This window comes from Bacillus sp. 3G2 (genome assembly GCF_044324725.1).
Taxonomy (GTDB): Bacteria; Bacillota; Bacilli; order Bacillales; family Bacillaceae_G; genus Bacillus_A; species Bacillus_A mobilis.
In genome coordinates, this window is record NZ_CP172246.1 from 4419269 (window position 1) to 4431453 (window position 12185).

At 37.5% G+C, this 12185-nt stretch carries 14 protein-coding genes and 1 other annotated feature; of the genes, 6 read left to right on the forward strand and 8 right to left on the reverse strand.

Annotation, left to right across the window (positions count from 1 at the left end; genetic code table 11):
* Positions 1–6: 6 nt before the first annotated feature.
* Positions 7–234 (reverse strand) — a binding site (T-box leader).
* Between the two features lie 77 nt (positions 235–311).
* The 5 genes from ACHZK0_RS22695 to acsA all read right to left on the reverse strand — a co-directional run bounded on the left by ACHZK0_RS22695 (position 312) and on the right by acsA (position 3948).
* Positions 312–557, reverse strand: a complete 246-nt coding sequence (locus ACHZK0_RS22695; RefSeq protein WP_270341852.1) for a hypothetical protein — start codon at positions 555–557, stop codon at positions 312–314.
* Positions 538–1083, reverse strand: coding sequence for an RNA polymerase sigma factor (locus tag ACHZK0_RS22700; RefSeq protein WP_270341851.1), 546 nt, complete (start codon positions 1081–1083; stop codon positions 538–540). Before ACHZK0_RS22700 ends, ACHZK0_RS22695 begins: the two co-directional genes overlap by 20 nt.
* Complete coding sequence (locus ACHZK0_RS22705) at positions 1064–1519, reverse strand: hypothetical protein (RefSeq protein ID WP_270341849.1); 456 nt, start codon at positions 1517–1519, stop codon at positions 1064–1066. The genes ACHZK0_RS22700 and ACHZK0_RS22705 overlap by 20 nt, the downstream gene beginning before the upstream one ends.
* A gap of 67 nt (positions 1520–1586) precedes the next feature.
* A complete protein-coding gene (locus tag ACHZK0_RS22710) occupies positions 1587–2144 on the reverse strand; it encodes a maltose acetyltransferase domain-containing protein (RefSeq protein WP_395760891.1) in 558 nt (185 codons plus the stop codon).
* Positions 2145–2229: 85 nt separating this feature from the next.
* Positions 2230–3948: an acetate--CoA ligase gene (acsA, locus tag ACHZK0_RS22715; protein ID WP_270605992.1), complete on the reverse strand. Its 1719-nt coding sequence runs from the start codon at positions 3946–3948 to the stop codon at positions 2230–2232.
* A 176-nt stretch (positions 3949–4124) separates the two neighbouring features.
* Between acsA and acuA the strand changes: the two genes are divergently transcribed.
* The 4 genes from acuA to ACHZK0_RS22735 all read left to right on the forward strand — a co-directional run bounded on the left by acuA (position 4125) and on the right by ACHZK0_RS22735 (position 7564).
* The gene (acuA, locus tag ACHZK0_RS22720) at positions 4125–4757 is read left to right on the forward strand and encodes an acetoin utilization protein acetyltransferase AcuA (RefSeq protein WP_000581394.1); all 633 of its coding nucleotides are present in this window, start codon (positions 4125–4127) and stop codon (positions 4755–4757) included.
* A gap of 17 nt (positions 4758–4774) precedes the next feature.
* Positions 4775–5419 (forward strand): acetoin utilization AcuB family protein, encoded by a 645-nt coding sequence (locus tag ACHZK0_RS22725; protein WP_000634568.1) that lies wholly within the window; start codon positions 4775–4777, stop codon positions 5417–5419.
* Positions 5416–6582: an acetoin utilization protein AcuC gene (gene acuC / locus ACHZK0_RS22730; protein WP_395760892.1), complete on the forward strand. Its 1167-nt coding sequence runs from the start codon at positions 5416–5418 to the stop codon at positions 6580–6582. The genes ACHZK0_RS22725 and acuC overlap by 4 nt, the downstream gene beginning before the upstream one ends.
* A 121-nt stretch (positions 6583–6703) precedes the next feature.
* Positions 6704–7564 carry an alpha/beta fold hydrolase gene (locus tag ACHZK0_RS22735; RefSeq protein ID WP_395760893.1) on the forward strand — a complete coding sequence of 287 codons (861 nt, stop codon included), beginning with the start codon at positions 6704–6706 and terminating at the stop codon, positions 7562–7564.
* A gap of 220 nt (positions 7565–7784) precedes the next feature.
* Here the strand turns inward: ACHZK0_RS22735 and ACHZK0_RS22740 are convergent, their stop codons facing one another.
* From ACHZK0_RS22740 to ACHZK0_RS22750, 3 genes are all read right to left on the reverse strand, one after another.
* Positions 7785–8012 (reverse strand): hypothetical protein, encoded by a 228-nt coding sequence (locus ACHZK0_RS22740; RefSeq protein WP_395761738.1) that lies wholly within the window; start codon positions 8010–8012, stop codon positions 7785–7787.
* A gap of 167 nt (positions 8013–8179) precedes the next feature.
* Complete coding sequence (locus tag ACHZK0_RS22745) at positions 8180–8869, reverse strand: response regulator transcription factor (RefSeq protein WP_000821764.1); 690 nt, start codon at positions 8867–8869, stop codon at positions 8180–8182.
* A gap of 1 nt (position 8870) precedes the next feature.
* Positions 8871–10325, reverse strand: coding sequence for a sensor histidine kinase (locus tag ACHZK0_RS22750; protein ID WP_395760894.1), 1455 nt, complete (start codon positions 10323–10325; stop codon positions 8871–8873).
* 149 nt (positions 10326–10474) lie between these two features.
* On the opposite strand from ACHZK0_RS22750, the gene ACHZK0_RS22755 reads away from it, so the two are divergent.
* Positions 10475–11146, forward strand: coding sequence for an ankyrin repeat domain-containing protein (locus tag ACHZK0_RS22755; protein WP_262740162.1), 672 nt, complete (start codon positions 10475–10477; stop codon positions 11144–11146).
* An 88-nt stretch (positions 11147–11234) separates the two neighbouring features.
* The gene (locus tag ACHZK0_RS22760) at positions 11235–12161 is read left to right on the forward strand and encodes a Gfo/Idh/MocA family protein (RefSeq protein ID WP_395760895.1); all 927 of its coding nucleotides are present in this window, start codon (positions 11235–11237) and stop codon (positions 12159–12161) included.
* Positions 12162–12185: the final 24 nt, after the last annotated feature.

Consider the following 12185-nt stretch of genomic DNA (forward strand, 5'->3'; position numbering starts at 1 on the left):
CTTGAAATAAGGGACGATTTTGATTATCGCGTTACCACCCTAGTTGCAGGCAAAAAAGCCTACCACCTTATTTACATAACGGCTTAGCACCGTCTTTTCCCTTTTGAATACAATTCAATCGAAAAAAGATGCTCTAGGGGCGTAATTCGCGATCATCTATGTGCTGATTTTCACCGGCCATCAGCTCTCTAAAACAGGGAAATGATCACTACTTCTCCCTTTCCACGCTCAATTATTCATATACTTTTCTTTATACCATCATTTATATAGGCATGTCAAATAGAGGTAGGTGTTCTCTCCTTGCCAATCCTTTACAACGTCGCAAAGAGTATCGTAATAAGAGAAAGAATTGGAACCCCAACTAATAACGATACGTGAAACACAACTGATAAATCATTCCCAATCGTCGCCTCCACAGGATCTTTCGCTGGAGAACCAAGAAAGCCAATGAATCGGTCGAAGCGACTTACCGTTTTTGGAAAATCCGGTATTTCTACATGGTCACTATCTAAATGTTGCTGTAATTTATATTCACTCTTAAAGGGATTTTCGCTCAATTTCATCCACCTCCAGCAATTGTTTCAATTTCTTTATCCCGTTATGCAGTCTCGACTTCACTGTTCCAATCGGAATGTTTAATATCTCTGCAATTTCTTTTTGCTGCATATCATGATAATAAAAAAGGATGAGGACAGCTCGCTGGTCTTCAGGAACTTTCAAAATTGCGTCCCTTACAGTAAGACGGTCTTCTTGTGAAAACTCTACCTCTTGAATTGGCACTAAAAATGGCAAAAGCGTACGCCACTTTTTTCTTCTATTTAATTTATTAATCATAAGACGATAACCAATTTGAAATAAATACGTTTTTATTCTGCCTTTTTCAGGTTCATACATATGTTTCTTTCGTTCTAGCATCAAAAACGTATCTTGCACAAGGTCAATACTTAATTGTTCATCTCGGTTAAATCGATATAAAAATGTGTATAGCGCTGGTTTGATTAAAACATATAGTTTTTCTCCAGCCTGTTTATCTCCACTTTGATACGCAAGCATGAGTTCCTCCTCAATCCCAATCTGCGCCATGATTTTTGATCTCCTTTATTCCTTTTAACGTTAATGAAATACGGGAAATTAAATATGCACTTGCGACAATAATCCATACTTGTGATTGATTCGTAAAAAATTGAACATACGGGTTTTGAATTGTCTGCCCAGTTGAAACTAAAAAGTTTAATGCTTGCACACATATACATGCATACACTGCAAGACAAGCCGAAATTGTATCAAATACATTCCAGCGAAAATACACTTTTGTTTTTGTAAAATCAATTTTATATCCATTTTTCCGTACTATATGTCTTCTATCAAACGGAATAATGATTGAAAACATAACAATCATCATAACCCCAGCTGTAATCATTGATACTTTAAATCCGATTGGCATCGGTAATAGCAAACCACAAGAAAATACGACTATAATTCCAATTAGAGCAAAAGTAAGAAGTAACTTATTAGACATATAAAAAGCCTCCCTCATCTATTCTTTCATAAATGTATACAGACGAGGAAGGCAATGCGTTCAAATATTATTTTATTTTTTTAATAATTTTTGCAGGATTCCCGCCAACTACTACATTATCAGGCACATCTTTCGTTACAACGGCGCCAGATGCGATAACCGCGTTGTGTCCAATTGTTACACCTGGATTAATAATTGCTCTTCCGCCAATCCATACGTTATCGCCAATTGTAACTGGTTTTCCGTATTCTGATCCGCTTATGCGCTCTACTGGGTCAAGCGGGTGTGTTGCAGTATAAATGTGAACACCTGGAGCTAACATACAATTCACTCCAATTGTCACCGGGCATACGTCTAAAATCGTACAATCAAAGTTCGCGTAAAAATTTTCACCAACGTGAATGTTATAGCCATAATCACATCTGAAAGAAGATTCAAGATGAATGTTATCTCCAGTCGTTCCCAATAATTCTTTTACGATTTCGCTACGCTCTTTTAATTGTACTTCTGGCGTATCATTTAATTTTCTCGTTAATATACGAGCCTGCTCCCTCTCTTGTACTAAAACTGGATCAGCCGGTATGTACATTTCCCCATGTATCATCTTTTCTTTTTCTGTTTTCATTTTATTACCCCCTCCAACTTATATATATAAGTTTATAATAACATAAAAAAAGGCCTGAACGTTATTTCGTTCAGACCTTCCTCTCTTAATCTTCCATCGTTGATAAGTCACCTGTTGGTAAGTTTAATTCCCACGCTTTTAATACGCGGCGCATAATTTTACCACTTCTCGTTTTCGGTAATTTATCTTTAAATTCAATTTGTCGTGGCGCTGCATGAGCTGCTAGGCCTTTTTTTACAAATTGACGAATTTCTTCTTTTAATTCTTCAGATGGTTCGTATCCTGCTCGAAGCGCGATAAATGCTTTAATGATTTCTCCGCGCACTGGATCAGGAATACCGATTACACCAGCTTCTGCAACAGCAGCATGCTCAATTAATTTGCTTTCTACTTCAAACGGACCAACTCGCTCACCTGACGTCATAATTACATCATCAATACGCCCTTGGAACCAGAAGTATCCATCTTCATCCATATAAGCAGAGTCACCTGATACGTACCAATCTCCCGGCATAAAGTAAGATTCATACTTTTGCTGGTTATTCCAGATTCCACGCATCATGGCTGGCCAACCTTTCGCAATTGCTAAGTTCCCCATTGTGTATGGAGGAACTTCATTTCCTTCATTATCAACAATCGCTGCTTTCACACCTGGAATCGGTTTACCCATTGAACCTGGACGAATTTCCATACAAGGGTAGTTACAAATAACTTGTCCACCTGTTTCTGTCATCCACCACGTATCATGAATACGAAGTCCAAATGCGTTCATACCCCAGCGAATTACTTCTGGATTTAACGGTTCACCAACGCTTAATACGTGACGAACTTGTGATAAATCATATTTTTTAATTGCGTCTTGTCCAGCTCCCATTAACATACGGAACGCTGTTGGTGCACTATACCAAACTGTTACACCGTAATCTTGCAGTGCTTCATACCACGCTTCTGGACTAAAGCGGCCACCTAAAACAACATTTGATGCCCCAACTAACCACGGTGCGAAAATACCGTAAGCTGTTCCAGTTACCCAGCCTGGATCAGCTGTACACCAATATACATCGTCTTCTTTTAAATCTAATACCCATTTCGCCGTTTGATGGTGCTGCACCATTGCATTTTGCGCATGAAGCACACCCTTTGGCTTACCAGTAGAACCAGACGTGTAATGTAAAATCAAACCGTCTTCACGGCCTAACCATTCAATATGTAATTCTTTTGAAGCTTGTTCAAATAAAGGATTGAACGCTACCGTTTTACCGCCTTCTTCTACATTATCTCCAACAAGGAAGACTGTTTTTAAAGCAGGTAAATCATTTAATGGTACGCGCTCTAACAATTCAGGCGTTGTAATTAACACCTTTGCTTCGCTATCTTCTAAACGATCGCGAACTGCGCCTTCCATGAACGCTTCAAATAGTGGACCTACAATTGCCCCTAATTTCACTGCACCAAGAAGTGCGAAATATAATTCTGGAGAACGCGGCATAAAAATAAAAACGCGATCGCCTTTTTCTACATCGCCATAATTTTTCAGGACGTTTCCTGCTTTATTAGAAAAATCCTTCATTTCCTTAAATGTATACTTCTCTTTTCGCGATCCATCTTGATAATAAAGGGCTACTTTATTTTTACGATCGGATTTCGCATGCTTGTCAATTGCCTCATACGCCATATTTACTCGGCCTGTCTCATTCCAAGTAAAGTTTTTATTAACCTCTTCCCAGTTAAAATTCGCGTATGCCTCATCATAATTCGGCAAATTATTTTCTCCTTTAATGACAGGAAGCGTTTCTACTTTCATACTTTACATCCCCCTCCTATGTATTCTATTATCTATTATAATGATATTATTTAAAATTTTCAGTATATTTGTTGATTTTTAGACAAATTTTTAATGACAAATTTCGATTCACATCGCATATATTATAAAGTACGATATGAATAGATTCACAAACCCTCAAGGTGGTGAGCAATACATTGATTCATAAAAAAATATATAATGCTAGAAACTTAAAAACAGCGAAAGGCACTTTAATTATTGAAGGTCCTGTCTCTACACATAACTTAGAAATGTATGAATTCCATCCAGATTTAGTTGCGTTTCGTCCTGCCGAGCAGCAATATAAAGCAATTGTCGAAATTTCTAAATTACCAGAAGCTCGTCTCATTATTGCTAGACACGACCAAACGATTGTTGGATATGTTACATACTTGTATCCTGATCCACTCGAACGATGGTCAGAAGGAAAGATAGAAAACTTAATTGAACTTGGGGCGATTGAAGTTGTCCCTGCCTTCCGCGGTTGCGCTGTCGGAAAGAACTTATTAGAAGTTTCAATGATGGACGACCATATGGAAGATTACATTATATTGACGACTGAATATTATTGGCACTGGGATTTAAAGCAAACAGGCTTAAATGTTTGGGAGTACCGAAAAGTAATGGAAAAGATGATGAATGCTGGTGGCTTACAATGGATGGCTACAGATGATCCTGAAATTTGTTCACATCCGGCTAACTGTTTAATGGTCCGCATCGGTAAACGCGTTGATACGGATTCCATTCAAGCATTTGATCGTCTACGTTTTCACAATCGTTTTATGTATTAATAAAGGGGGCAACTGGAATGATTGTAGAAGAAATTATGAATCAAGATGTGGTGACACTACACCCAAACGATACAATCGAAACAGCAATCCGAACGATACGCACGAAAGGCATTCGGCACATTCCAATTGTCGATCAAAATAATCATGTCGTAGGCATTATTTCTGATCGGGATGTAAGAGATGCAAGTCCGTCTATTTTAGATGAACAAGTTTCACTCGATATGCTGAAGCAACCTCTTGAACTCATTATGAAACATCCTGTTATGACTTGCCATCCTCTCGATTTCGTTGAGGAAATTGCCACTTTATTTTTCGAAAATAAAATCGGCTGTCTTCCTGTTACAAAAGCAGGCAAGTTAGTAGGAATCATCTCTGAATCTACTGTACTGCACACGTTAGTGAAATTAACAGGAGCACATCAACCGAGTTCACAAATTGAAATTCAAGTAAAAAACGAACCTGGTATTCTCGGAAAAGTCGTTGCCATTTTTAGTGAGTTACAAATCAATATCGTGAGCGTTCTCGTCTACCCAGCAAAAGATGAGAATGATAAAGTACTCGTTTTCCGCATTCAAACGATGAATCCGCTAAAAGTGATTGATGCACTTGAAGCAGAAGGCTACCGCGTATTATGGCCAAACATTATGGGGATGCAAGCATGAGTAGCGCATTTATTTATTCGGATGACTTTCGGGGCTATTCGTTTAGTCCTGATCATCCTTTTAACCAACTGCGCGTCACACTCACGTATGATTTATTACAAAAGGGCGGTTTTATCTCTCCTTCCCAAATCATCGCACCACGGATGGCTACAGATGAAGAGATTGCCTACGTTCATACAGAGGAGTACATAAATGCGGTAAAACGTGCTGGAGAAGGTAAGTTAGAAAAATCAATTGCGATGACATATGGACTCGGAACAGAAGATACACCGATGTTTCCAAATATGCACGAAGCAAGCGCATTACTCGTTGGCGGTACGTTAACAGCAGTCGATGCTGTTCTTTCCGGAAAAGTAAAACACGCGCTTAATTTAGGCGGCGGCTTACATCACGGCTTCCGTGGCAAAGCATCTGGCTTTTGCATTTATAACGATAGTTCCATCGCAATGAAATATATTCAGAAGAAATACGGTTTACGCGTCTTATATATTGATACAGATGCTCATCACGGTGATGGTGTACAGTGGTCTTTTTACGATGATCCTAACGTATGCACCATTTCACTACATGAAACTGGGCGTTATTTATTCCCTGGAACTGGCGCTGTAAATGAACGTGGACAAGGTAATGGCTATAGTTATTCTTTTAACGTTCCACTCGATGCCTTTACAGAAGACAAATCGTTTTTAGATTCATATCGAACTGTCGTAAAAGAAGTTGCCGCATACTTTAAACCGGATATTATTTTAACGCAAAACGGCGCTGACGCACATTATTACGACCCACTTACACACCTTTGCGCAACGATGAATATTTACCGTGAAATACCGAAGCTCGCTCGCGAAATCGCTAACGAATATTGCGAAGGTCGCTGGATCGCTGTCGGCGGCGGTGGCTATGACCACTGGCGCGTCGTCCCAAGAGCTTGGGCACTTATTTGGCTCGAAATGAACAACATCCAAAACATCTCAGGTTACCTCCCTCCAGAATGGATTGACGCTTGGAAAGGACAAGCCGAAACAGAACTTCCCCTCACATGGGAAGACCCAGACAACATGTATAAACCTATCCCCCGCAAACCAGAAATTGAAGAAAAGAATGCATTAACTGTAACGAAATCCCTTGAAATAATTCGGAATAATATGACAAAATCTTTGTACTAAACGAAAAGGAGGCTCGTTTTGAATAGCCTCCTTTTATTTATTGTCGGTTTCTGTCGGTGAATCGATATATTTTGATAATCGCTGATATATTTTTATTTAGTAACAATTTGACCCAATTTTTATGTGGAAAGGTCGTGATATTATGTGGAAGCAACAAATAATCAACACAAAACGTGGCACATTTGAACTCTTTACAAAAGGAAATGGTGAACCACTTTGTATTACACATCACTATTCACAATTTAATGAAACTGGTGATTACTTTGCGGATGTCTTCACTGCTACACATCGTGTATTCCTCTTTAATTTACGAGACGCTGGTAACTCAGCAAAAGCCAATTCAGCAAAAGAATTACGTATGATTGAAACGGTTCACGACTTAGAAGCAATACGAGACGCTTTACAACTTCCAATATGGCATTTCGCCGGTCATTCAACAGGTGGTATGCTTGGACTTTTATATGCGATTACATATCCAAATTCTTTACAATCATTAGTCATCGTTGGAGCCGCAGCAAGCAACTACACCGAAACACCCTTTTGCATTTATCACCCAGCACATCCACAGTTCCATTATATGCAACAACTCATCGAAAACTTAAAAAACCCTCTCCTTACAAGTGAAGAACGGAAAGAGCTATCTACTAAGAGAACAAAATTATCATTGTATAAACCGGAAAACTACAACTCTTATTTTTGTAAACCAATGCAAAAAACAATGTCTACTAGCCGGATGAACGCTTTCGCCAATGAATATTCGTCATTTGATTTAAGAGAATCTTTACCTTCCCTCCAAACAAAGACACTTATTATATGTGGAAGACATGATGTACAGTGCCCGATTCAATATTCTATCGAGATGCATAAGAGGATACGTAATTCTATCTTCATTCCATTTGAGGAGAGTAACCATTATCCTTTTTTAGAAGAAGCTGCTCATTTTACTTCTACTACTCAAACATTTTATAAAGTGAAACTTTAATCAGTGGGGGGTTTTCTTCATCCCCCACTGATTATTCGCCCTCACCAATCGGATTTTTATGGGCAGCCCGCCCCCCGCCTAACTTCTTTGCTTTCGCTGCATTTTGAGGTGGGGGTCTTACTGCCCATTAAAGCGGGATAAATCGTTACACTAGTACCGCTATTATTAAGGAAAGCTCACAGTCTCTATAAGACTATGAGCTTTTTTCAAAAGAAATATTTCAACTAGTAACAATTAAAAGAAGAACAAACAAAATCACTAAACCTAAATCAATAAATACTGCCTTTTTATCTCCTTCTTTTAAACTTATTATAAAACTAGAAATTATTTTCATTCCAAAAAAGACCATCATAAATAACCCACCGAAATGATCATTCGTAGAATCTTCATCATAAAACATTTGTATGGCACCGATAATTAATAAGATAAGTACGATATTCGTTCCAATCTTTAAAGCCTTGTTTGATTTATTATCTTTTCATGTATCCCCCAAAATGTAGCACGCCCTCTCATACTCCCCTATGTTTTACCTCTCTACATTTTAACATAAATTACCTATTCCCCCTTTTAGTCCAGATAACAATAAAAAAACCTGCCAATTACTCGGCAGGTACATTACACGTTAAAGCGATAACCAGCTCCCCATACTGTTTCAATATATTGCGGGTGGGCGGGATCTCTTTCAATTTTTTCACGTAGCTTTCTAATGTGAACAACGACAGTGGCTAAATCGCCAGCTGAGTCTAGTCCCCAAATACGTTCAAATAACTGTTCTTTATTTAATACTTGGTTTGGATGCGTTACAAAGAATGTTAATAAATCAAATTCCTTCGTTGTGAACGCGATTTCTTCATTGTTTATAAAAACTTTTCTCGCTCGCTGATCAATAGAAATTCCGTGAATGTATAACGTATCGCGTTGCTTACTCACATTTCCTGATAATCTTTCATAACGAGAAATATGTGCTTTTACCCTTGCGACTAATTCACTTGGGCTAAACGGTTTCGTTATATAATCATCCGCCCCTAAACCGAGTCCGCGAATTTTATCTATATCTTCCTTCTTTGCTGAAACAAGTAAAATCGGAATGTCTTTTATAGCACGTATTTGTTTACAAATTTCAAAACCATTCATTTTCGGAAGCATAATATCTAAAATAATTAGATCATAATCTTCCTGAAGAGCCATTTGTAAACCTATTTCTCCGGAATGTTCTACATCCACTTGAAAATCACTAATTTCTAAATAATCTCGCTGTAATTCTGCAATACTTATTTCATCTTCTACTAGTAAAATTCTCTTCATTCTACTCACCACATTCCTGTACTTTTTTCAATGAGAAGAAAATACTTGTACCTTCCCCAAGTTTACTTTCCGCCAAAATTTCTCCGCCATGCTCTTCAACAATTTGCTTTGCTATCGCTAAGCCAAGTCCACTTCCACCTGTGCTAGAATTTCGCGATTGCTCTGCACGATAAAACCGCTCAAATATATACGGTAGCGTATCAGCCTCTATACCTGATCCATTGTCCATTACTTTAACAATAACAGTATTGTTATCACTCAATACTGTTACAGTAATTTTCTTCCCTTCTTTATCCATGTATTTCACACTATTATGAACTAAGTTGGATATCACTCTATTTATCTTTTCGCAATCGGCCGTTACATATAGTGGTGATGAATGTAATTGTAAGTGAACTTCTATGCCTTCCTCACTTAAATCCATCTGCATCTCTTCTAATAATTCCTGCATAAACATGTTTAATTCTATCGTTTCAAACTGAAAAGGAACTCGATTCAAGTCAAGCTTCGAAAATAAAAAGAGCTCATCAATGAGTGTATCCATATGTTTTGCTTTCGTATGAATGGTCGTTAAATACTTATCCATTTTTTCTGGCGTATTTGCTACCCCATCTTTTATACCTTCCACATATCCTATAATAGATGTAATCGGTGTTTTTAAATCATGAGATATGTTTGAAATAAGTTCTTTTCGATTTTCTTCATACTGCGTTTGTACTTCAATCGATTCTTTTAACTTCTTCCTCATTTCTTCAAACCCTTGATTTAATTGCCCGATCTCATCATGAGATGTAACTGGAATTTGAAAATCTAAATCCCCTTCTTTAATTCTCGTAGTCGCATCTTTCAATACAAAAATTGGTTTTATCACACTTCTTGAGACGAAATAACTTACTAATCCAATGAGTAATATCGCTAGCAGTAAAAGCGCTACGAATAAAATCGGAAATAATTTTTGTGTAAGATCAACAAATGAACTTTGCCTTTTTAGTACAAATATACTCCCTTCTTCATCTCCGGGAAAATAAAAATCAAATTTTACATATCGATAAAATGTATCGCCTAGTTCCGCTGTACCACGACTATTAATATTTGCTGATTCAAATTTCGGAAGAGCTTCTTTTAAAGATATACTTTCAAATATTTTTGTAGCATAAGAAATGGTTTCTCCCTTTCTTACAACTATCTTCACACCTTCTTTTTCAAGCGATGAAACGAACGATTCATCTAATAGTTGTGATTGATTTTTCTTTGCCGCCAATTTCAATTCAATATACGTATTTTCTTCTTCTGGCGTAAGCGGCTTTTGAATATAGGAACTTTTATAGAAATTTTTCACTGATTCCAAGTCTCCTGTTATGGAAAAAACAATTAAAAATCCCGCAACTAATATGAGCGTAATGGAAACGAGAATAACAGCAATATAAGAGAATAAAAATCTTGTTTTAATAGACATATCTTACATCCTCACTTTACGAAACCTTCTTTCCCATAAGCATAAAAATATATGTTCAAATACTCAAGCGATTTTATAGTAATTTTAGCGTCAGTTTATAAAAATTTAATGTTCTTATTTTACAGTTGAAATGAGGAGGTTGAAATTCCATGTTCAAAAAAACAGTAAGCATGATCTGTTGCGTAATTTTTTTGCAAGGATGCTCGCAAGAACAAGAAGTTAAAAAGGAGATGACAAACATGGAGACAGCGCTACTAGCAGCTACTGAGAAACAAGAAACGAATACTATTATATCGTTACTCAAAAAAGGGGCTAACATAAATATAAAAGACAATAAAGGACGTACTCCTCTTATGATTGCTACATACAAAAATGATGTAAAGACCGCAAAAGCGCTTATTGAAGCTGGTGCTGACGTAAACATCCAAGATGATATGAAAAATAATCCCTTTCTATACGCCGGTGCTGAAGGTTACTTAGATATTTTAAAACTAACGATTGATGCCGGCGCAGATCCATCACTTACAAATCGTTACGGCGGAACAGCTCTTATCCCCGCCTCAGAACATGGCTATATTGATGTTATTAAGGAACTCCTTACGCGAACAACTATTGATGTTAACCATGTAAATAATCTCGGATGGACCGCTTTAATGGAAGCCATCGTACTAAGTAACGGAAACGAAACACAACAACAAGTCATTCGCCTTCTTATTGAACACGGTGCAGATGTAAATATTCCAGACAACGATGGTGTTACCCCGCTAGAGCATGCGCGCGCTCATAACTTTGAAGAGATAGAGAAGATTTTGTTAGAGTGACGTAAGTAAAAAGCTAATTTTTGCCTTCCTCTCCCATCCTATGCTACATTTAACCCGTTACATCAATATTAATAGGGTGGGAATAAACATGAACAAACCTAAAATTGGGATGATTGGACTTGGAAGTATTGCGCAAAAAGCCTATCTTCCAACACTTACAAAAGAAACAGATTGGAATTTTGTAGGGGCGTTTACACCTAACGCTGAGAAAAGGAAACAAGTTTGTCAGCAATACCGGATTCAAGACTTCCATTCTATTGAAACGTTAGCTTCCGAATGTGATGCAATCTTCGTTCATAGTTCAACTGCTACACATTATGAAATCGTTTCTGAACTTCTGCAAAAAGGAATCGACGTTTATGTTGATAAGCCTTTAGCTGCTACAGTAGAACAGGCTGAGAAACTAGTCGAATTGAGTGAAAAGTATAACCGAAAGTTAATGGTTGGATTTAATCGCCGCTTCGTTCCTATGTATGTTGCTGCAAAAGAGCAAGCTCATAATATTTCATGGATTCGAATTGAAAAGCACCGTACAAATAAAGTAGGACCATATACGTACGACTTTACTATGTTAGATGATTACTTACATATTGTAGATACTGCTCGCTGGTTAGCTAATGATGATCTTAACGTCGTTCATAATATGATGCAAACCAATGAAAAGAATGAACTTCTTTACGGACATCACACATATACAACTCCAAGCGGACTCTTACTTTCTACCGCGATGCATCGCCATGCTGGTACAAATTTAGAACACATTGAACTTGTAACGACAGGGAAAATCATTCGCGTAAAAAATATGAACACATTTGAAGTTGAGCAGGAAAATACAGTTTCTCAGATTGGTTCACCATCATGGGATACAACGTTAAAACAACGTGGTTTTGAAGATGCTGTTCATCATTTTATCGAATGTGTGCACGGAGATACAAAGCCTGTTGTAGATGGATTAGAAGGACTAAAAACGCAGCAACTATTGCAATCTCTACTGGAGAATGTAAATAAAAATTAAAACGGATACATTTTTCAGAATTTA

Bases quoted from the DNA above. Each gene is read 5' to 3' on its own strand.
- ACHZK0_RS22755 (WP_262740162.1), top strand. From the start codon at position 10,475: ATGTTCAAAAAAACAGTAAGCATGATCTGTTGCGTAATTTTTTTGCAA.
- ACHZK0_RS22735 (WP_395760893.1), top strand. From the start codon at position 6,704: ATGTGGAAAGGTCGTGATATTATGTGGAAGCAACAAATAATCAACACA.
- ACHZK0_RS22700 (WP_270341851.1), bottom strand. From the start codon at position 1,083: ATGGCGCAGATTGGGATTGAGGAGGAACTCATGCTTGCGTATCAAAGT.
- acsA (WP_270605992.1), bottom strand. From the start codon at position 3,948: ATGAAAGTAGAAACGCTTCCTGTCATTAAAGGAGAAAATAATTTGCCG.
- ACHZK0_RS22745 (WP_000821764.1), bottom strand. From the start codon at position 8,869: ATGAAGAGAATTTTACTAGTAGAAGATGAAATAAGTATTGCAGAATTA.
- ACHZK0_RS22760 (WP_395760895.1), top strand. From the start codon at position 11,235: ATGAACAAACCTAAAATTGGGATGATTGGACTTGGAAGTATTGCGCAA.
- acuC (WP_395760892.1), top strand. From the start codon at position 5,416: ATGAGTAGCGCATTTATTTATTCGGATGACTTTCGGGGCTATTCGTTT.
- ACHZK0_RS22710 (WP_395760891.1), bottom strand. From the start codon at position 2,144: ATGAAAACAGAAAAAGAAAAGATGATACATGGGGAAATGTACATACCG.
- ACHZK0_RS22705 (WP_270341849.1), bottom strand. From the start codon at position 1,519: ATGTCTAATAAGTTACTTCTTACTTTTGCTCTAATTGGAATTATAGTC.
- ACHZK0_RS22725 (WP_000634568.1), top strand. From the start codon at position 4,775: ATGATTGTAGAAGAAATTATGAATCAAGATGTGGTGACACTACACCCA.
- ACHZK0_RS22750 (WP_395760894.1), bottom strand. From the start codon at position 10,325: ATGTCTATTAAAACAAGATTTTTATTCTCTTATATTGCTGTTATTCTC.